The organism is Kitasatospora albolonga, from assembly GCF_039535905.1.
GTDB classification, from domain to species: domain Bacteria; phylum Actinomycetota; class Actinomycetes; order Streptomycetales; family Streptomycetaceae; genus Kitasatospora; species Kitasatospora albolonga.
In genome coordinates this window covers 24,571-45,293 of sequence record NZ_BAAAYB010000063.1, presented here as the reverse complement: position 1 = coordinate 45,293, position 20,723 = coordinate 24,571, and the positions used below count along the sequence as shown (strand labels likewise).

The window sequence follows — 20,723 nt, the reverse complement described above, 5'->3', positions numbered from 1 at the left end:
GGCCCCGACGCCTCCGCCGCCCTGATGGCCGGTCAGATCTTCACCGGAGGCCACACCTACACGCTGGCCTCGACCACGGCCGGCAGGGTGCGCGTGCAGGAGCTGGACCCGGCGATGAGCGAGGGCAGGCCGGGCCACCCCGACGACGGGGTGGAGGAGCCGCCGGAGGACCCGGTGGTGCCCGCGCCCTCGGTCGCGAAGCCGTCCCTGCGCGAGGACACGTCAGGAGACTGCCAGGGCGCCAAGGACGTGAACACCATCGACATCGCCGTCTTCTACACCAAGGAGGCCGCGGCCAAGGCCGGTGGCGAGCAGAAGGTCGAGGCCCAGGCGAAGCTCGCCGTGGACCTGACCAACCGGGGCTTCACCAACAGTGCGCTGGCGACGCGCGTGCGGCTGGTGCACACAGGCCCGGCCGAGGACGAGCCCGGGCTCCCGGCCGAGAACCCCGACGAGACCGCGCCCTACCGCACATGGGCCGGCGACAACGAGCTGTGGACCAAGTACGCGGCCGACGACATCGCACTGCTGCAGAGCGTGGGCACCGGCACCGGCTCCTTCGTCCAGGGCTTTTTTCCCCCTTTTTTCCTTTTTTCCCCCCCCCCCCCCCTTTTTTCCTTTTTTTTTCCCTCTCCCCCCCCCCTCTTTCCCCCCCTTTTCCCCCCCCCTCCTTTCCTCCCTTTTTTTTCCCTTTCTTTTCCTCTCCCCTTCCTTTTTCCCCTTCTTCTCCCTTCTCTTTTTTCCTTTTTTCCCCCCCTCCCCCTTCTCCTCTCCCCCCTCCTCCTCCCTCCCCTTTCCCTTTCTTCCCCCTTTCTTTCCTTCTCCCCCTTCCCCTCTTCCCTTTCCTTCTTCCCTTCTTTCTTTTCCCCCCCCCTCTCCTCCCCCCTTTTCTCCTTCCTTCTTCCCCCTTCCTTCTCTTTCCTTTCCCCTTTTTTTCCCTCCTCCCTTTCCCCCCCCTCCCTTCTTTTTCCTTCCCCCTTTTTTTTTTCTTCCTTTTCTCCTTTTCCTCTCTTTCCTTTCTTTTCTTTCCCTTCTTTTTCTTTTTTCCTCTCTTCCCCTTCTTCTCCTTCCCTCCCCCTTCTTCCCTCTTCTTTCTTCCCTCCTCCCTCTTTCTCCTCTTTTCCCCCCCTTTCCTTTCCTTCTTCTCCTTCCCTTCCCTTTCCTCTCTCCCTCTTTTCCCTTTTTTCCTTTCTCCTTTTTTCCCCCCTCCCCTTTTCCTTTTCTCTTTTCCCTTTTTTTCTCCCTCTCCCCTCCTTCCTCCTTCCTTCCTCTTTCCTTCCCTTTTTTCTTTCTCCCTTCCCTCCCTTTTTCTTTCTCTTCTTTCCTCCTCCCCTTCTCCCCCCCCTCTTTTCCTTTTTTTCCTCCTTTTTCTTTTCCTCCTCTTTTTCCTTCCCTCCTCCTTTTTTCCTCCTCCCCCCTCTTCCCCCCTCCCCTCTTCCCCTTCTCCCTTTTTTCCTCCATTCTTTTCTTTCCTCCTCCCCCTTCCCCTTTTTTTCTTTCCCCCCCCTCTCCTTCCCCTTCTCCCTCCCCTCCTCCTCCCCCTTTTCCTTTTTCCCTCCCTTCCCCCTTTCCTTTTTCCCCCTTTCTTCCTTTCCTTCCTCCCCCCCTTCTTTTCCCCCTTTTTTTCTTCTTTCTTTTTCCTTCCTTTCTCCCCCCTTTTTTTCCCCCCTTTCTCCTTTTTCTTCCTCCCCCTCTTTCTCCTCCTTCCCTCCTTTTCTCTTCCCTTTCTTCCTCTCTTCTTTCCCCCTTTTTTTCCTCCTTTCCCCCCCTTTCTCCCTCCCTTTCTCTTATCCTCCCCTCTCCTTTTTCCCTCCTTTCCTTTTTTTCCCCTCTCTCTTCCTTCCCCCCTCCCCTTTTCGTTTCTTTATTTTTTTTTTATTTTCCCAATTCCTTTCTTCTTTTTTTTTTTTTTTTTTTTATTTTTTTTTATTTCTTCCTTCTTTATTCTTTTCTTCTTCTTTGTATTCTTCTTTTCATTTTCATTCTTTTATTCCTCTTTTTATTTTTATTGTTTTTTTCCTCTCTCATTTGTTCTTTTTTTCCTTCTCTCTCTTTATCTTTATCCCTTCTTCTTTTCCTTCCCTTTTATCTCTCCTTTTTTTCCCTTTTTTCCTCCTCGCTTCTGTTCCTTATTCTTTCTTATCTTTTTATATATCCACTGTTTTATCTCTTATTCTCTTTCTTCTTCCTTTCTTTTTTTTCTCCCCTTTTTATTATCACTTCTCTCACTCCCTCAATTATCTTTTCCTTACCCTTTCCACACTCCCTTCCTATCCCAACCCTTACCTCTCTCCTCCCCAATTTCATTTACTCCACCCTTTTTGTAACTCCTCCTCCATTTCATTTTCTTACTTCATGATATTCACCCCCATCTTTTTTCTCCCTTTAAACATCCTTCTCCCCCTTAATCTTCTCAGCCTTCTCCTTTTCCCCAATATCTATCTCTTCTTTCTCAACCCTTATTATCTTTTCTTTATCTCTCCACCCTTTTTCTTACTTATCATTCCTTCCTTTCTTCCGACCCGCGCCCCACCAGCGGCAAGCGGATGTTCTTCATGATGAACGTCACCGCCGTCCCCAACCTCACCTTCGGCCACGAGCTGGGCCACAACCTCGGCCTCGACCACGACTGGGTCGCCGAACCCGAGCCCGGCAAGTACCCCTACGCCCACGGCTGGATCCCGCCCAGCAAGAAGTGGCGCACCATCATGGCCTACCCCGGCGGCTGCGCCGGCTGCGAGCGGATCAACCGCTACTCCGACGCCACCGCCACCTACCAGGGCGAGCCCCTGGGCGCGCCCGACACGGCGGCGCAGCCCTCCGACGCGGTACGGATGATCCGCAGGAACGCGCCGGTCGTCGCCGCGATGCAACCCGAGAAGACCCCCGCCGTCTACTGCCGACTGACCGTCAAGTCCACACCCGACACCGGCGGCAGCGCGACGGTCGACGTCCCCGGCCCCTACACCAAGGGCTCCCTGGTCCACGCCACCGCGACCGCCAACCCCAACCACCGCCTGATCGGCTGGTCCCTCAACGGGACCGCGTTGGCGGACACCGACACCTCGGTGAGCGTCCCGGTCGACGCCGACTCGGTCCTGGAGGCTCGATTCGCCCAGGTCGACTGCGCGCTGACCCTCCGGACACAGCCGGCCGACGGAGGGACGGTCACCGCGGACCGCCCGGCGCCCTACCGGTGCGGCTCCACCGTGACCCTGACGGCCACTCCGACACCGGGCTGGACCTTCACCGGCTGGAACAGCGAGACCGGACCCGCCGGACGCGGCCTGGTCGCGACGACACCGGTGCACCAGCTCACCCTCGACCAGGACACCGCGCTGACCGCGACCTTCACGAGGTCCGACGTGGTCGTGCCCACCCCGACACCGACACCGACGCCCACGCCGTCGCCCAGCCCCAGCCCGACCCCGACACCCACGCCCAGCCCCAGCCCCACGCCCACATCCAGCCCGAGCCCGGCACCCACACCGACCTCTTCGCCGACGCCGACCGTCCCCAACCCGCCTGTCCCGCCGAGCCCGGATCAGCAGTCCGTCGTCAACCCGCCGCCCCCGCCCGGCCCGCCGGTTCCGGCCCGGCCGACCCCGTCCGCGACGGAGAGCGCCAGGTCCGAGCTGCCGTCGACCGGCCTGCCCGTCCCGCTCGTCGCCACCGCCCTGACCGCAGGCCTGGCCATGACGGCCGGTGGCATCCTCGTGGCCCGGCGGCGCCGCAGGGTTCGCGGCTAGGACACCGACCGCACACCGTCCCCGGGCCCGCCAACTCCGTTGGCGGGCCCGGGGACCTGCGCTGTCACGAGCGCCATCCCGGCAGCGGCGGGCTCAGCGCTCGGCGAGCTCCGTCGGTGCCTCCTGCACCGTCCAGCCGTTGCCGTCCGGGTCGGTGAAGGACAGGAAGGAGTTCCACTCCCCGCCCTTGCCGTCGGCCCAGCCGCTCTCGCCCAGGTGCCGCACCGGGCTCACCTCCACGCCCCGCGCGACGAGTTGGGCGTGGGCGGCCTCGATGTCGGTGACGCAGAGCTGGACGCCCTGGAGGCTGCCCGGCGCCATCCCGCCCGCTCCTTCCGCGCCCGGCATTCCGGACATCATGACCACCGAACAGCGCGACCCCGGCGGCGTGAGCTGGATGATCCGCACCCCCGGGGCGACTTCACTGTCCAGGTCGACCTTGAAGCCGATCTTCTCCGCATAGAACTCCTTGGCCCGGTCCAGGTCGGTGACCGGGACGGGGACGACCTCGAGCGTCCAGTTCACGGCGTCTCTCCTCCTCGCGGCGACGGTTGGTCCCACCGTCCCCCAGACCGCACCCGAACCGCACGGCGAAACGCCGGGCCCGATCCGCAGAAAGCGCTCTCAACCCGACAGAACCACCCACCGTCGCACCCGAACTGACGGAGATTCACAGCACAGCAGGTCAGAGCCTTGCTCCTGACATTGCCATGACGAGCGCCCCTCCGTACCATTCAGGCGAACACGGCAAGGCCACGTCATTTCAGAGAGCGCTCTCACCCCACAGAGAGGTGCCACCCATGGCTGCCACACTCCGCAGGCGCCACCGCCTGCTCGGCGTCCTGCTGCCCGCACTCGCCGCCGTCCTCACCCTGGCCGGCCCCACCGCGGCCCGCACCGAGCCGGCCCCCGCCGCCGTCTCCGCGGCCGCGCCCGGGGCGGCCGCAGCGGCCGTCACCACCTGGGCGGACGAGTTCAACGGGCCCTCCGGGGCCGCCCCCGATCCGGGCAAGTGGACGATGGAGACCGGGGGTTCGGGCTTCGGCAACCACGAGCTCCAGTACTACACCGGCGGCAACGCCAACGCCGCCCAGGACGGCCAGGGCAACCTGGTGATCACCGCCCGCCGCAACACCAACACCAACCTCGGCTGCTGGTACGGCACTTGTCAGTACACCTCGGCCCGGATGAACACCGCGCAGACCTTCACCCAGGCCTACGGCCACTTCGAGTCCCGGATCAAGATCCCGCGCGGGCAGGGCATCTGGCCCGCGTTCTGGATGCTCGGCAACGACCTCGGCTCGGTGGGCTGGCCCAACAGCGGCGAGATCGACATCATGGAGAACATCGGCCGCGAGCCCTCCACCGTGCACGGCACCCTGCACGGCCCGGGCTACTCCGGTGCCGCCGGCCTCGGCTCCGCCTACAGCCTCCCGGGCGGCCAGGCCTTCGCCGACGCCTTCCACGTCTTCGCCGTCGACTGGAGCCCGGGCTCCATCACCTGGTCGGTGGACGGCCAGGCCTACCGGACCCGCACCACGGCCGACACCAACGGCAACCGCTGGGTCTTCGACCACCCGTTCTTCCTGATCCTCAACCTGGCCGTCGGCGGCGACTGGCCGGGCAGCCCGGACGGCTCCTCCACCTACCCGCAGACCATGACGGTGGACTACGTCCGCGCCTCCACCTCCAACGGCGGCCCCACCCGCACCGGCCAGATCTCCGGCATCGGCGGCATGTGCGTGGACGTGGCCGGAGCCTCCAGCGCCGACCGCACCCCGATCCAGCTGCACAACTGCACCGGCAACGCCGCCCAGCAGTGGACCACCGGCGACGGCACCGTCCGCGCCCTCGGCAAGTGCCTGGACGTCGACGCCGCCAACAGCGCCGACGGCACCGCGATCCAGCTCTACACCTGCAACGGCACCAACGCCCAGCGGTGGAGCATCAACGGCGACGGCACCATCCGCGCCCTCGGCAAGTGCCTGGACGCCGCCGGCGGCTCCTCCGCCGACGGCACCCGCCTGATCCTGTGGACCTGCAACGGCGGCGCCAACCAGCGCTGGACGCTCGGCTGATCCACCCCACCCCCTCGGGCTCCCTGCCCCGTCCCGTCCCTCTCCGCAGCGTCCACCCTCCGCCCTCTTCACCCCCCCACGCGAAGAACGGACACCGCCACCCATGACGCACCGTCACCACCGCCCGCCGCTCTCCCGGCGAGGCGTGCTCACCGCCGCCGGCGCGGCCCTCGCCGTCCCCGCCCTGGGCGGTCTGCTCCGCGCCACGTCCGCCGCCAGCGCCGCCACCACCCCCACCCTGGCACTGGACCTGGCCAACACCACCGGAAGCAACACCGTCTACGCCTACGTGGTCGGCCGCGACCCCTCGGCGGGCGGCAGCTGGGCCTTCCTGCGCTCCGACGGCGTCTCGCTGTACCGGCCGCCGAACCCGCCCGCCAACCAGACCCCGCTCGGCGTGGACTGCGCCATCGCGCTGAACGCCTCCGGCGCCGGCCCGCGCCGGATCACCCTGCCCCGGCTGGACAGCGGGCGGATCTACTTCTCGGTCGGCGCCAAGCTCACCTTCCTGATGAACCTCGGCGGCGGGCTGGCCCTGCCCTCGGTCTCCAACCCGAGCGACCCGAACATCGACGTCCGGCACGACTTCTGCGAATTCACGTACAACGCGGACCAGTTGTACGCCAACATCACCTTCGTCGACATGGTCGGCCTGCCGATCTCGTTCCGCCTGGAGACCGGTCAGGGCACCCAGACGGTGGCCGGCCTGCCCGCCGACGGCCTGGCCAGGGTGGCCGCCGCGCTGCGCGGCCAGTCCACCGCCGACGGCAGCGACTGGAGCCGCCTGGTGGTCAACCGCAACGGCGCCGACCTGCGCGTGCTCAGCCCCAACCTGGCCATCCGCGGCAACACCTCGCTCTTCGCCGGGTACTTCGACTCCTACGTGGACCAGGTCTGGAGCAAGTACCGCACCACCGACCTGAGGATCGACACCCAGTTCACCTGGGGCACCGTCACCGGCCGGGTCTCCGGCGAGACCCTGACCTTCCCGGGCGTGGGCAGCTTCGGCCGCCCCTCCACCCTGGCGGTCTTCTCCTGCAGCGACGCGCCGTTCACCACCGGCAACGACCTGATGGGCAATCTGAGCGCCCGCCTGGCCGCCGCGTTCAACCGCACCACCCTCCTGGACAACGCGCTGCAGCCCACCAACGAGAACCCGGCCGCCTTCTACACCAAGCCCCGCACCAACCACTACGCCCGGATCCTGCACTCCACCACCGCCGACCGGCTCGGCTACGCCTTCCCCTACGACGACGTGCACCCCGCGGGCACCGACTTCGAGGGCAAGGTCCAGTCGGGCGACCCACGGCTGTGGACCATCACGGTCGGCGGCACCACCGCCGGCCCCGGCCCCTCCCCCAGCCCGACCCCGACCGGAGGCACCGTCAGCGCCTTCTCCACCGTCCAGGCCGAGTCCTTCCGCGCCCAGAACGGCGCCCAGGTGGAGGCCTGTTCGGACACCGGCGGCGGCTCGGACGTCGGCTGGCTGGCCAACGGCGACTGGCTCCGCTACAGCCTGGACTTCGGCTCCGCCGGCGCCACCCGCTTCTCCGCCCGGGTCGCCTCCGGCGCCGCGGCCGGAGTCAGCGGCCTGATCCAGGTCCGCCTGGGCAGCCCGACCGCCACCCCGGTCGGCAGCCTCGCCCTCGCCTCCACCGGCGGCTGGCAGGCCTGGCGCACCGTCCCGGCCGACATCGCCCGCACCACCGGCGTCCGGGACGTCTACCTGACCTTCGACAGCGGCCAGCCGGCCGACTTCGTCAACCTCAACTGGTTCACCTTCGCCTGACGCCCGCTCACCACCCGACCCAGGACGGACGCCCCGCTCTCCCCCCTCGGAGCGGGGCGTCCCCGTGTCGTGGGCGGCTCAGCCGCAGTGGGTCCAGCCGCTGGTCCAGCTGGTGCCCTGGTAGGAGCCGCCCCACTGGACACAGGTGTCCGGGGCACGCTTGACCACCGGGCCCGCGTAGGAGGCGAAGTTCCCCGGGTTGCTGCCCGAGGCGCCGCCCTTGACCGCCAGCGTCGCGTTCATCGGCACCGGCCCGGCCGGCTTGGTGACCACGGTGGTGACGCAGTTGTCGCCGGTGGCGGACTTGTAGAGCAGGTAGACCGTCGCCGCGCCGAGGCTGTGCTGGTCGATGACGTTGAACCCGCTCCCGCAGATCTCCGTCGGGCTGTAGTACTTGCCGGGACTCTGGGTCGGCGTCGGGGCCGGCGGCTTCGCCGAGGTGGTGCCGGGGGCGGGCTGGGTGACGGGCGGCTGCGGCCCCGAGGTGGTCCCGGGCTGGGTCGGCTGGCCGGGCGGCGCGGTCGCGGGGCGGCTCGGGCCGCCGGTGGCCCGGCCGGTCGCGGAGGGCCCGGACGAGGCACCCGGCGAGGGCGTGCCCGCCGTGGAGGCGGAGGCCGACCCGGAGGGCGACGCCTCCGCCGGCGCGGTGGCCGAGGGCTCCCCGGTGGGTGACGCGGTGTCGCCCCCGGGGATCGAGGCGGTGTCCTCCCCCGCGGCAACCGGACGGCCGCTCCCGCCACCGCCCGTGCCGTCCGTCGCCGCCTGGCCCTTGCCGCCGCCGGGCAGCGCGAGGGCCACCATGCCGCCGACGGCGGCGGTCGCGACCACGCCGAGCGCCACCGTGCGCAGCTGCTTGCGCCGCCTCCGCTGCTCCTCGTGACGGTCCGCCATGGCCTGCCAGTCGGGCTCCGCCGCCGTGGTCACCACCGGCTCGCCGATGCCGTTCGGCCATGATCCCCGTTGCTCCGTCATGGCCCGAAATAATAGAACACCTGTCAGTTCTCCCAGCTCCCCGGCCCTTTGAAGAGCTTGTGCGGACCTCGTGAACCCGGACCGCACCGCCCCGGGCCTCCCCTGCGGGCCCGGGGCGGCGCGGTCCGGCCCCGGCGGGCGTCAGCTCACCGTGACGGTCCTGCTGTAGAACTGGACGCGGTGACCGGAGCTGCGGAAGTCGGCGCTCGCGTCGCCGGCTCCGTTGGGCGCGGCGCCGAACAGCTCGTACGCGCCGTTGAGGTTGCCGGAGTCGCCGCGGGTGAAGGTGACCGTGCCCTGGTACCGGTTGATGTACAGCACCGTGTTGGGCGTTCCCCACTCCAGCATGTCGTCGGCCCGGCTCCAGGTCTGGTTGCCCACCTGACCGTCGACGCCCACCCCGTACCGGGCCTGCCACTTCCGGGTGGCCGCCTCGGTCCTCGGGCCGAACTGGCCGTCCAGGTCCGACTTCTGCAGCAGCTCGTCGGCGAACAGCACTGCCTGCCACATCAGCACCAGGTCGGTGTTCTTGGAGTGGGCGCAGCCGTTGCAGAGCGAGTGCCCGAGCTCGCCGTAGTGGTCGCCCCAGTCGTCGGTGAGGGCGCCGCCGCCGTCGACGAAGCTGTTTCCGTCGGCGCCGCCGTTGCCCGCGAAGGCGGTCCCGGACAGGCCGGCCGTGCCCAGCACGGCCAGGCCGAGCACGGCGGCCAGTCGCCCGGCCCGGCGGCCGGCGATCCCGCGGAGGTGTGCGCGTCGCATGGTGGTCCTCTCGCTGCGATGTCCCGGAGTACGTCCGCATCCGGGTTCCGATGGCCCTCACGCTGGCCGGGGCCGGTAAATTGACGGTTAATCGGCACGCCGCCGGCCGGTCTCCCCGCACCGCGACCACCCACCACCGTCTCGCCCACGCGTAGGGAAGCATGATCAGGTTCAGGGTCCTGGGTCCGTTGTCCGTGCTCGGCCCCGGCGGGGAGGTCCAGCCACTCTCCTCCGCGATGCAGCGCCGTCTGCTGGCCGTCCTGCTCAGCCGCCCCGACCGGCCGGTGTCGGTCGACCTGATCACCGATCAGCTCTGGCCCGGCCCGCCGCCGCGCACCGCCCGCAAGGCCGTCCAGGTCTACGTGCACCAGCTCCGCCGACTGCTCGGCGACGCCGACCGGATCCGCCACCAGGACGGCCGCTACCGCCTGGCCGCCGCTGCGGAGGAGCTGGACTCGCTCGTCTTCGAAGCCGCCGTCCGCGGTGCCCGCTCCGCGCAGGAGGCCGGCCGGTCCGCCGCGGCGCTGGCCGGCTGGGAGGGCGCGCTGGCGCTCTGGCACGGGACCGAGGCCTTCGCCGACCTGGAGGACTCCTCGCTGGTGCTCGCCGAGCGGCGGCGGCTCGCGGAGCTGCGGCTGGAGGCCCTGACCGGGTGGGCCGCTTCGGCCCTGGCGCTCGGCCGGCACCACGAGCTGACGGTGGCACTCCCGGCTCTGCTAGCCGAGCACCCGTACCAGGAGCGGCTGCACGCCCTCCACCTGCTCGCGCTCTACCGGGACGGGCGGCAGGCCGAGGCGCTGGCGGCCTACCGCGCGCTGCACGAGCGCCTGGTCACCGACCTGGGGGTGGAGCCCACGCCGGAGCTGAGACGGCTGCACGGACGGATGCTCCGTCAGGACCGCACGCTGGAGACCCCGTCCGCCGCCGGCCCCCGGCCGGTCCGTCAGCTGCCGCGCGCCGTCCCCGGTTTCGTCGGCTGCACCGTCGAGCTGGCCCGCCTGGACGAGCTGGCCGGCACGGTCGGCAACACCGTGGTGATCACCGCCGTGGCCGGTGCGGCGGGCATCGGCAAGACCTCGCTCGCCGTGCACTGGTCCCACCTGGCCGCCGAGCGCTTCCCGGACGGCCAGCTCTACCTGGACCTGCACGGCTTCGGCCCGTCCGGCACCGCGCTCGCGCCGGAGGAGGCCCTCCGCGCCCTGCTGGAGGCCCTGGGCACCCCGCCCGAGCAGATGCCCCGCGGACTGCAGGCCCGGGCCGCCCGCTACCGGGACCTGCTGGCCGGGCGGCGGATGCTGATCGTGCTGGACAACGCGCGGGACTCCGAACAGGTCCGCCCGCTGCTCCCCGGTTCCCCGCGCTGCTTCACGCTGGTGACGAGCCGCAACGGTCTCACCGGTCTGGTCGCCGGGGCGGGCGCCCATCCGCTCCTCCTCCCGTTCATGGAGGCCGAGGAAGCCCGCCGGCTGCTCTCCTCCCGGCTCGGCTCCGCCCGGCTGGACCAGGATCCGGCCGCGACCGCCGCCGTGATCGCGCACTGCGGCGGCCTCCCGCTGGCCCTGGCGGTGCTGGCGGCCCGGGCCGCCCTGCGCGCCGAGCCCGGACTCGGCCCGCTGGCGGCGGAGTTGGCGGCCACGGCGGGAAGCCTTCGGGCCTTCGCGGTGCCGGAGGACCGGAGCACCGACGTCCAGGCGGTGTTCACCTGGTCCTACCGGGCCCTCAGCCCTTCGGCCGCCCGCCTCTTCCGCCTGCTGGGCCTGCACCCCGGGCCGGACCTGAGCGCCGCCGCGGCGGCGAGCCTGGCCGGCCACCCGGTGGCGGCCGAGCTCGCCGAGCTGGTCGAGACCCACCTGCTGCTCTCCCCCGCCCCCGGCCGGTACGCGCTGCACGACCTGCTGCGCTCCTTCGCCGCCGAACTCACCGACGGCGCCGACGGTTCGCGTCCCGGCGCCGAGGAGGAGGGCCGGGCCGCCGCCCTGCGGATGCTCGACCACCACGTCCAGACCGCGCAGGCCGCCGACCGCCTGCTCGCCCCCACCCGCGACCCGGTCGTACTGCCGGCACCGCTGCCCGGTGTGCGGCCCGAGACCGTGGAGGACCCGCTCGCCTGGTTCGCCACCGAGCACCAGGTGCTGCTCGCCCTGACCGCGTACGCGGAGGCGGCGGGCCTGCCGACGGCGGTGGGGCAGCTGGCCTGGGCGCTCGGCACCTACCTCAACCGGCAGGGCCACTGGCACGACTGGGTGTCGGTCCAGGGCGCGGCGCTGGAGGCGCACCGCCGGCTGGGCGACCTGCGGGGGCAGGCCGTCACCGGGATGAACCTGGCCCGGGCCCGCACCCGGCTCGGCCACTTCGACCTCGCCGAGCCCGAGTACCTGCGGGCCCGGGACCGCTTCCACGCCCTCGACGACGCGGTCGGGCTCGGCCACGTGCACCTCAACCTCGGCTGGATGTGCGACCAGCAGGGCGACCGCCACCCCGAAGCGCTGGCCTTCGCCGAGCTCGCGGCGGGCCACTACCGCACCGCCGGCCACGAGGTCGGACGCGCCAACGCCCTCAACGCGGCCGGCTGGTACCACTCCCAACTCGGGGACCACGCCGGAGCGGTGGCCCGCTGCACGGAGGCCCTCACCCTCCAGGAGCGGATCGGCGACCGGCGGGCCCAGGCCAACACCTGGGACAGCCTCGGCTACGCCCACCACCACCTGGCCGACCACGCCGAGGCGGTCCGCTGCTACCGCCGGGCCGTGGAGATCCAGGAGGAGGTCGGCGAGCGCTACCAGATCGCCGACACCCTGGTGCACCTCGCCGACACCCTGGCCGCCCTCGACCGGACGGAGGAGCTCCGCGCGGCCCTGGAACAGGCCCTGACGATCTGCCAGGAGCTGGACCACCCGGACCGCACCGCGATCGCCACCCGCCTGGCCGGCCTCGCTCCCCTCTCTCCGTAGTCCGCCCCTCCCCCTCCCGTCAGGCCGGGGTCAGGGCCACCGGCAGGGAGTCGTAGGCGGCGACGAAGTTGGAGGCCCGGCGGCTCGGCGGCCCGGTCAGGGTGAACCCCTCCACCCGGGCCAGCAAGGCCTCGAAGACCAGCCGCAGTTGACTGCGCGCCAGGGCCGCACCCATGCAGAAGTGCTTGCCGCTGGTGAACGAGAGGTGCGGATTGACCGCCCGGTCGACGCGGAAGGAGTCCGGGTCCTCGAAGACCTCCTCGTCGCGGTTGGCGGAGGGGATCCAGAGGCAGAGCAGCTCGCCGGGCTCCAGATCGGTGCCGGCCAGGCGGGTGGGCCGCACCACCGTGCGGGTGAGGTGCAGCGGCGGCGTGGTCCAGCGCAGCACCTCCTCGATCGCCCGGTCGAGGTGTTCCGGGTGGCGCCGCAGCCACTGCCACTGCCCGGGGTGGGCGGCGAAGGCGGCGACCCCGGCCGCGATGGTGTTCTTGGTGGTCTCGTTGCCGCCGATCGCCAGGTTGAGGCAGTTCAGCAGCACCTCCGACCGGGTCAGCCGGTCCCCGTCCAGTTCGGCCTCCAGCAGGCGCCGGATCAGGCCGTCCTCGGCCAGCTCGGCGTGGTCCAGCAGCCCGGCCAGGTGCATCAGCAGCTGGCCGTTGGCGGTGGCGGTGGAGCGCCGTCGCACCGTCAGGTCGCCCGCCCCGGGGTCGTGTTCGCCGAGCGAGCCGCAGACGGCCCGGCTGGCCCGGTCGGCCAGGGTGGCCCACTCCCGCTCCGGGAGGCCGAGCAGCATCCCGGCCCCGGCGGAGGGGACCCGGGCGGCCACGGCCCCGACGAAGTCGGTCTCGCCGTCCCGGACCGCCTGCTCGACCCACCCCTGCACCCGGTCGCGGAGCAGCCCGTCCAGGGTGCGGGCGGCCGAGCGGGTCAGCCCGCTGCTGACCAGGCGGCGCAGCCGCTGGTGGTGCGGCGGGTCGGTGAGCTCGATCATCTGGCCGGCCGCCGGGTCGCGTTCGCCGAGCGAGGTGTCCAGGGTCATGCCCCACTCGGAGCTGTAGCCGGTCGCGTCCCGCAGCACGGCGTCGACGTCCTGGTAGCGGGTGACGGAGAGGAAGGGCGGTGCCCCGTGCCGCTCCTGACGGTGCAGCAGTCCGCTGCGGCGCTGCTCGCGCCAGAGCCGGTGGGGCGGGTCGGGCAGGAAGGCCCGGGGGTCGGACAGGTCGGTGACGGGACCGGCCTGGAGGAGCTCAGACACGGACGGCCTCCTCGGCGGGCAGGTCGGCGAGCCGCGCCGACGTCGGGTCGGCGGGCCGGACCGCGGTCGGGTCGGCACCGGGGGGCGGGGATGAACCCGGAGGCGTGGAAGTAGCCGAGGTAGGCGTCCAGCAGGGCGGCGTCCACCGGCGGGCAGCTCAGTCCGCTGCCGACCAGGTCCCGTTCGATCCGGGCCCGGTCCATCCGGGGCGAGTACCGGGTGGTGGCCAGCTCCTCGACCGTGGCCCCGCCGCCGGCGGCCTCCGTGGTGAACAGCGGGGCGAACGGCGCGAACGGGTGGTCCGGCCGGTCCGCGAGGTGGTCGAGCAGGGCGTCCACCCACCCGTGGTAGTCGACGGTGCGGACGGGGTGGCCGTGCGCCCGCAGACGCTCGACGAAGTCGGCGAGCAGTGCCTCCCGCGGGTTGGTCAGGTGGTAGGTCTGCCCCTCGGCGGGGTGACGGGTCGCCAGGTGCACCACCGCGCCGGCCGCGAAGTCGATCGGCACCAGGTTGAGCGGCAGGTCGAGCTCGGGGGCGAGGCCCAGCTCGGCGATCACGCGGAAGAACTCGCAGAGCGCGGCCGCGCTGTTCCAGGTGTACGAGGTGGTGTCCCCGGAGAGCTCGTACGGGCGGTGCACCGCCACCGGCAGCCCGGCCCGGCCCGCGCCGCGGACCAGCTCCTCGGCCACCCACTTGCTCTCGGTGTAGCCCATCGAGAGCAGCTCGACGTGGGAGAGCGGGGTGGTCTCGGTGACCTCCCGCACGCCGGCCGCGCCCATGCCGTGCACCACCGCCGCGGTGGACACGTGGTGCAGCGGCACGGCCCGCCGGGCCGCCAGCCGGACGAGCTCCCGGGTGCCCTCGACGTTGGCGGCGCGCAGCTTCTCGTACGGGTAGAGGAAGTTGACCTCGGCTCCGCTGTGCAGGATCAGGTCGGCGCCGTCCGCGTGGTAGTCCCACTCCAGCGAGTTCAGGCCCAGCCGGGGCAGCGCCAGGTCTCCGAGCACCGGGCGGACGCGGTCGGCGGGCAGCGGGCGGTCGATGCCGTAGCGCAGCTGTGCCTCGGCCAACCGCCGGTGGGCGTGGTCGGTGTCGCGGGCCCGGACCAGGACGTGGACCTGGGCCTCGGTGCGGTCGAGCAGCTCGCGCAGCAGGTAGGCGCCGAAGAAGCCGGTGGCCCCGGTGAGCAGCACGTGCTGGGGCCTGCGCCAGACGGGGTGCGGCGAGCCGGTGGTGACCGTCGGCCGCTCCCACACCAGGTCCGGCCGCCAGCGGTCGACCGCCGCCCGCGCGGCTTCGCCCTCCCCTTCCCCGGCCCGCGCCGTGCCGTGCCCCGTGCCGTGGCCCGTGCCGTGGCCTGCGCCCTGCGCCGTGCCCTGCGCCGTGCCCTGTCCCGCGTCCTGCTCGGTGACGGCCCGCTCGACTGCGGCGGCGAACGCGCTCGGCACCGGATCGCCCAGCAGCTCGGTCACCAGCTGGAAGTTGTGGCCGTCGTCGATGCCCAGCTCCTGCTGGACCCGGGCGACGAGCTGCACGGCCAGCAGCGAGCTGCCCCCGGCCGCGAAGAAGTCCACCTCCTCCTCGTCCGCCCCGGCCTCCGCACCCGGCAGCAGCGCGGCCCAGACCCGGGCCACCGTCTCGGCCACCGACTCGCCGTCCGCCTGCTCCCGTTCGGCCTGGGCGGCCGGCGCCGGCAGCGCGGCCCGGTCCACCTTGCCGTTCGGGGCCAGCGGCAGCCGGTCCAGCAGGGTGAGGGTGGCCGGGAGCATGAAGGCGGGCAGCCGCTCGGCCAGGTGCGCGCGCAGCCGGGCGGCCGTGGGCGCGGCTCCGGCCCGGATCGCGACGTAGGCGGCCAGACTGCGGGTGGTGCCGTCCTCGACCGCGACCAGCACGGCGTCGGTGACGTCGGGGTGGGCGGTGAGCGCCCGGCGGACCTCCTCGGGCTCGATCCGGAAGCCGCGCACCTTGACCTGGTCGTCGCGGCGGCCCCGGTACTCCAGCGTCCCGTCCGGCCGCCGCACCACGAAGTCACCGCTGCGGTACAGCCGTTCGGGTTCCCCGCCGTCCGTCCCGCCGAAAGCCAGGAACCGCTTCGCGCTCTCCTGGGGATCGTTCAGGTAGCCGGTGGCGATCCCCGGGCCGCCGATGTAGAGCTCGCCCTCCTCACCGTCCGCCGCCGGGCCGCCGTCCTCGCGCAGCACGTGGCAGACGGTGTCGGCGATCGGGCGTCCGATCGGCACGCCGCCCGCTCCGTCCGGGACCTCGCTGATCAGCTGGGCGGTCGCCACGCAGGCCGCCTCGGTGGGGCCGTAGGCATTCACCAGGCGCTGCGGGCGGCCGAGTTCGAGCACCCGCCGGGCCGCGTCGGCGCGCAGCGCCTCGCCGCCGGTCAGCACGTGGCGCAGCCCGGCGAAGGTCTCCGGCCGCTCCTGGGCGATGCGGTGGAAGATGCTGGTGGTGAGGAACAGCGCGGTGATTCCGCGCTCGCGCACCACCCGCTGCAACTCCGGCGCCGAGAGCAGGACTTCGGAATCGACGGGCACCAGGCAGGCGCCGTTGAGCAGGGTCGGCCAGAACTCCAGTACCGAGGCGTCGAAGGAGAGCGTCGCCGCGTGCAGCATCCGGTCCCCGGGCCCGGGCTCGAAGAACCCGTTCGCCACCGAGAGCCGGGCCACCCCGCGCTGCGGCACCGCCACGGCCTTGGGCCGCCCGGTCGTCCCGGAGGTGAACATCACGTACGCCGCGGCCGCCTGCCCCTCCGGCAGCGCCAAGGGGGTGTCCGCCGCCGCCTCCTGGCCGGCCGTCAGCACCTCCTGGTACCGCAGCACCGGCACCGCCGCCCCGGCCAGCCGTCCGGCCCCGGGCAGCCGGACCAGCGCCACCGCGCCGGCGTCCGCCACCATGCCGTGCACCCGCTCCGCGGGCAGCTTGGCGTCCACCGGCAGGTAGGTCGCCCCGGCGTACGCCACCCCGAGCAACGCCGCACAGGCCTCCGGCCCGCGCCGGCCCACCACCCCGACCACCGCGCCCGGCCCGATCCCGGCCGCCGCCAGTCCGCGGGCGAACCGCTCGGCCAGCGCGCCGAGTTCGGCGTAGGTGTACCGGAGCTCCGGACCCTCCACCGCGAGCTCCTGCGGATTCCTGCGCACCTGCTCCGCGAACAGCTCGGCCAGTGATCTGCTGTACGGACCCGCCGTGTCCGCCGCCGTCGTCGTCATCGCTCGTGCCCCTTCGGTAGGCCCCGCACCTCGATCCCCGAACGCCGGGAGCGTAGGGCGGGGCCGCCGAAGATGACGAACCGTCAGAGAGCTGCTGTGGAGCGGCAGAACCGCAGGTGGGAAGGGGTTCCGTTCCGCGATGCGGAACCACACTCCCCCAAGTGCACCCTCACGAAGGTCGAACTGGCACCAGGACGATCCGTCTGGTCCGGCCCCTCTCGGCATTCAACGCACTTGACCTGCACCGATCATGACGTGCCGTCAGGCCGGTACGGCGAGGGCCACGGGCTCGGGCAGGACCAGGGTCCCGCCGCAGTCGGGGGCGAAGGCGTCGAGGAGGCTGTGCTGCACCCGGCCGTCCATGATCCGGGCGGCCGGCACCCCGGAGCGCACGGCGTCCAGGCAGGCCTCCATCTTGGGGAGCATCCCGGCGCTCAGACGCGGCAGCAGCTCCGCGAGCTGACCGGCCGTCAACCGCTCGATCACCGTGGAGGAGCGCGGCCAGTCCGCGTACAGCCCGGCGACGTCCGTGAGCACCACCAGCAGCTCGGCCCCCATCGCCACCGCCACGGCCGCTGCGGCGGTGTCCGCGTTGACGTTGTAGACCTGCCCGTCCGCGCCCCGCGCGATCGAGGAGACCACCGGGATCCGGCCGTCCCCGACGAGCGAGCAGAGCAGGCCCGGATCGATCGCCATCACGTCGCCCACCAGCCCGATGTCCACCTGCTCCCCGCCCACCACCGCGTACCGCTTCACCGCCGTCATGGTGTGCGCGTCCTCACCCGTCAGCCCCACGGCGAACGGCCCGTACTCGTTCAGCAGCCCCACCAGCTCCCGCTGCACCTGGCCGGCCAGCACCATCCGCACCACGTCCATCGTCTCCGGCGTGGTCACCCGCAGCCCCGCCGTGAAGCTCGACCGCAGGCCCAGCCGCTCCAGCTGCGAGCTGATCTGCGGCCCGCCCCCGTGCACCACCACCGGACAGAGCCCGGCCTCCCGCAGGAACACCACGTCCTGCGCGAAGGCCGCCTTCAACTCCTCGTCCACCATGGCGTTCCCACCGAACTTCACCACGACCACGCGGCCCTGGTAGCGCGACAGCGACAACGGCACGGCCAGCCTCCTACGGTTCATGACACACGGCACGGGACCGAACGGCGTCCGGGCGGCCCCTTTATCCCGCCGCCGGATGACGCCCGCCCTGCGCCTTGCTGTCGCCGGGGTTCGCACTCCCTGAACAGACGGAATCAGCCCGCGCCCGCCGTCGCCCTGAGTACGCTCGCACCGACGGGACGGCGGTGGGGAGGGCGGAGTTGGGACGTTCACGGCCTTGGCGGGCCACCAGCGGAGCGGTCACGGCCCCGTGCCGGGGCCGTCTCACCACAGCCGAACGGCCGAACGGCCGCACCCCGTGAAGCGGCCGGGCACCCCACCGCGCCCCGGCCGCATCACCGCCTCCGGAGATCACGCGATCGCGGCGCAGACCTTCATCGGGAACGCCTACACCGGCGACAACCCGACCGTCATCAACCTGCCGCCCTCGGAACTGCGCCCACCCGCAGAGGTCGACGCCCCACCGCACCTCGCCCACCTGCCCGCCCGGCACGCCTCCTTCGTCGGCCGCGAACGCGAGCTCGCGCTGCTCGACTCGGCGCTGGACGGCACGGGCACCGCCGTGGTCCAGGCCCTCCACGGACTCGGCGGCGTCGGCAAGAGCACCCTCGCCGCCCACTGGGCCGCCACCCGCGCCGGCACCGACAACCCCGTCTGGTGGATCACCGCCGACAACCCCGCCAACCTCGACGCCGGCCTGGCCCGCCTCGCCACCGCCCTCCAGCCGGCCCTCGCCCTCCTCCCGGCCGAGCAGCTCACCGAGCGCGCCGTCCAGTGGCTCGCCACCCACACCGGCTGGCTCCTGATCCTCGACAACGTCGACGACCCGGCCCACCTGGCGCCCCTGCTCGCCCGCGCCACCACCGGACGGATCCTCATCACCAGCCGCCGCGCCACCGGTTGGCACCACACCGCCGTCCCCGTCCCCCTCGACGTCCTCTCCCCCGAGGAGTCGCTCGCCCTCCTGCGGCGCATCGTCACGGCGGCGGGGACCCGCACCGCCGCCCTGGACGGCGCGGCCGAACTCTGCACCGAGCTGGGCCACCTGCCCCTCGCGGTCGAGCAGGCCGGGGCCTACATCGCCGAGACCGGGATCAGCCCGGCCGCCTATCTGCACCTGCTCGCCGAGGACCCGGCCCTCATGTACGGAGAGGCGGCCGAGGGCCACGACGGCGAACGCACCGTCGCCCGCGTCTGGCGCCTCTCCCTCGACCACCTCACCGAGCACACCCCGCTCACCGGGGACGTCCTGAGCCTCCTCGCCTGGTGCGCCTCCACCAACATCCCCCGCGCCCTGCTGACCCCGCTCGACACCGCACCCGCCGTCCACCGCGCCATCGGCCGCCTCGCCGCCTACAGCCTGATCACCGTCAACGGCGACACCCTCGCCGTCCACCGCCTCGTCCAGTCCCTCGCCCGTACGCCGGACCCCGACGATCCCCACCGCCTCCCCGAGCACATCGCGAGCGCACGTGACCTGGCCGTCGTCCTCGTGAGCCTCCTCCTACCCACAGATCCGGAGGCCCCGGCCACCTGGCCGGCGTGGCGGGCCCTGCTGCCGCACGTCGACGCGATCGCGAGCCACTCCCGGCCCGATGCCGACTCCGAGGCCATGGCCGCCCTGTTCGCCTCCGTCGGCCTCTTCCTCGCCGACCAGGGCGACGTCCGCCCGGCCACCGCATACCTGGAACGCGCTCACACCATCCGCGTACGGCTGCTGGGCGAGGACCACCTGGACACGCAAGGTTCCCGCAACAACCTCGCCCGCGCCTACGAGTCGACCGGTGACCTCGCCCGGGCGATCCCCCTCTACGAACAGACCCTCGACACCGTCGTCCGCGTCCTGGGCGACGATGATCCGATGGCGTTCAAGGCCCGCAACAACCTGGCAGGCGCCTACTCGTCGATCGGCGACCTCGACCGGGCCGTCCCCCTCTACGAACGGGCCCTCGGCAACCGGCTCCAGGTGCTCGGCGAGGACGACCCCGAGATCCTCACCTACCGCAACAACCTCGCCTCCGCCTACGAGTCCAGGGGGGAACTCGCCCGGGCCATCCCCCTCTTCGAACAGAACCTGATCGCGACGCGCCGAGTGCTCGGGGAGGACCATCCCAGGACACTGGACTTCCGCGGCAACCTGGCGGGCGCCTACGAGTCCGACGGTGACCTGACCCGCGCCGTCCCGTTGTACGAGCAGAACCTCGACGAGAGCGTCCGGGTCCTCGGCGACAGCCATCCGGGCACCATGCTCGCCCGCAACAACCTCGGCTACGCCTACCTGGCCTCGGGAGACCAGGCCCGCGCCCTCCCGCTCTACGAACAGACCCTCGCGGACCGGTCCCGTGTGCTCGGGGAGGACCACCCCGACACCCTCACCTCCCGCAACAACCTTGCTTTCGCCTACCAGGCTGCGGGTGAACCCGCCAAGGTCGTCGCCCTCTACGAACAGGCCGTCACCTCCATGGCCCGGGTCCTGGGCGAGAGCCATCCGAACACCCTCACGGCACGGAACAACCTCGCCACTGCCTACACGACGTCAGGCGATCCGGCCCGTGGCCTCCCGCTGTACGAATCGACCCTGGCCGACCGAACCCGCGTCCTCGGAGACGAGCACCCCGACACCCTCAGATCCCGCCACAACCTCGGCGTCGCCTACTTGCGCTCCGCGAGGATCGACCGAGCCATCACCCTCCTCAAGCAGACCCTCGCCGTGCGGTTCCGCCTCTTCGGTGCGGAGCACCCGGACACCGTACTGACCCGCGACAGCCTGACCGCGGCCATCCTGATCCACACTGAAAGGCCGTCCGACTCCCCTCCTCCGGTCAACTGACGGTTCGTC

Annotated in this window: 13 protein-coding genes; 5 read left to right on the top strand and 8 right to left on the bottom strand. The window is 71.1% G+C overall.

Features of this window, described 5'->3' with window-relative positions:
• Positions 1-56 precede the first annotated feature (56 nt).
• Positions 57-221, bottom strand: a complete 165-nt coding sequence (locus ABD946_RS15900) for a hypothetical protein (protein ID WP_345284053.1) — start codon at positions 219-221, stop codon at positions 57-59.
• 1 nt (position 222) lies between these two features.
• The gene (locus ABD946_RS15895; RefSeq protein ID WP_345284052.1) at positions 223-1,461 is read right to left on the bottom strand and encodes a hypothetical protein; all 1,239 of its coding nucleotides are present in this window, start codon (positions 1,459-1,461) and stop codon (positions 223-225) included.
• Between the two features lie 1,085 nt (positions 1,462-2,546).
• On the opposite strand from ABD946_RS15895, the gene ABD946_RS15890 reads away from it, so the two are divergent.
• Complete coding sequence (locus tag ABD946_RS15890) at positions 2,547-3,749, top strand: InlB B-repeat-containing protein (RefSeq protein WP_345284051.1); 1,203 nt, start codon at positions 2,547-2,549, stop codon at positions 3,747-3,749.
• 93 nt (positions 3,750-3,842) lie between these two features.
• Here ABD946_RS15890 and ABD946_RS15885 read toward each other — a convergent pair whose 3' ends face one another.
• Complete coding sequence (locus tag ABD946_RS15885) at positions 3,843-4,274, bottom strand: VOC family protein (protein ID WP_345284049.1); 432 nt, start codon at positions 4,272-4,274, stop codon at positions 3,843-3,845.
• 275 nt (positions 4,275-4,549) lie between these two features.
• Between ABD946_RS15885 and ABD946_RS15880 the strand changes: the two genes are divergently transcribed.
• Both ABD946_RS15880 and ABD946_RS15875 read left to right on the top strand, forming a co-directional pair.
• Positions 4,550-5,827: a family 16 glycosylhydrolase gene (locus ABD946_RS15880; RefSeq protein WP_345284048.1), complete on the top strand. Its 1,278-nt coding sequence runs from the start codon at positions 4,550-4,552 to the stop codon at positions 5,825-5,827.
• A 103-nt stretch (positions 5,828-5,930) separates the two neighbouring features.
• A complete protein-coding gene (locus ABD946_RS15875; RefSeq protein WP_345284046.1) occupies positions 5,931-7,616 on the top strand; it encodes a glycoside hydrolase family 64 protein in 1,686 nt (561 codons plus the stop codon).
• A gap of 78 nt (positions 7,617-7,694) precedes the next feature.
• On the opposite strand, the gene ABD946_RS15870 is transcribed toward ABD946_RS15875, so the two are convergent.
• Entirely contained in the window at positions 7,695-8,588 is an 894-nt protein-coding gene (locus ABD946_RS15870; RefSeq protein WP_345284044.1) for a hypothetical protein, read from the bottom strand.
• Positions 8,589-8,729: 141 nt separating this feature from the next.
• Positions 8,730-9,347 carry a peptidoglycan-binding domain-containing protein gene (locus ABD946_RS15865; RefSeq protein WP_345284043.1) on the bottom strand — a complete coding sequence of 206 codons (618 nt, stop codon included), beginning with the start codon at positions 9,345-9,347 and terminating at the stop codon, positions 8,730-8,732.
• A 161-nt stretch (positions 9,348-9,508) separates the two neighbouring features.
• Between ABD946_RS15865 and ABD946_RS15860 the strand changes: the two genes are divergently transcribed.
• Positions 9,509-12,298 carry an AfsR/SARP family transcriptional regulator gene (locus ABD946_RS15860; RefSeq protein ID WP_345284041.1) on the top strand — a complete coding sequence of 930 codons (2,790 nt, stop codon included), beginning with the start codon at positions 9,509-9,511 and terminating at the stop codon, positions 12,296-12,298.
• A 19-nt stretch (positions 12,299-12,317) separates the two neighbouring features.
• Here the strand turns inward: ABD946_RS15860 and ABD946_RS15855 are convergent, their stop codons facing one another.
• The 3 genes from ABD946_RS15855 to argB form a co-directional block, all read right to left on the bottom strand.
• A complete protein-coding gene (locus ABD946_RS15855) occupies positions 12,318-12,941 on the bottom strand; it encodes a cytochrome P450 (protein WP_345284056.1) in 624 nt (207 codons plus the stop codon).
• Positions 12,942-13,333: 392 nt separating this feature from the next.
• Entirely contained in the window at positions 13,334-16,771 is a 3,438-nt protein-coding gene (locus ABD946_RS15850; RefSeq protein WP_345284040.1) for a non-ribosomal peptide synthetase, read from the bottom strand.
• A 261-nt stretch (positions 16,772-17,032) separates the two neighbouring features.
• Positions 17,033-17,884: an acetylglutamate kinase gene (argB, locus tag ABD946_RS15845; protein ID WP_345284038.1), complete on the bottom strand. Its 852-nt coding sequence runs from the start codon at positions 17,882-17,884 to the stop codon at positions 17,033-17,035.
• 298 nt (positions 17,885-18,182) lie between these two features.
• Between argB and ABD946_RS15840 the strand changes: the two genes are divergently transcribed.
• Positions 18,183-20,714, top strand: coding sequence for a tetratricopeptide repeat protein (locus tag ABD946_RS15840; protein WP_345284037.1), 2,532 nt, complete (start codon positions 18,183-18,185; stop codon positions 20,712-20,714).
• Positions 20,715-20,723 lie beyond the last annotated feature (9 nt).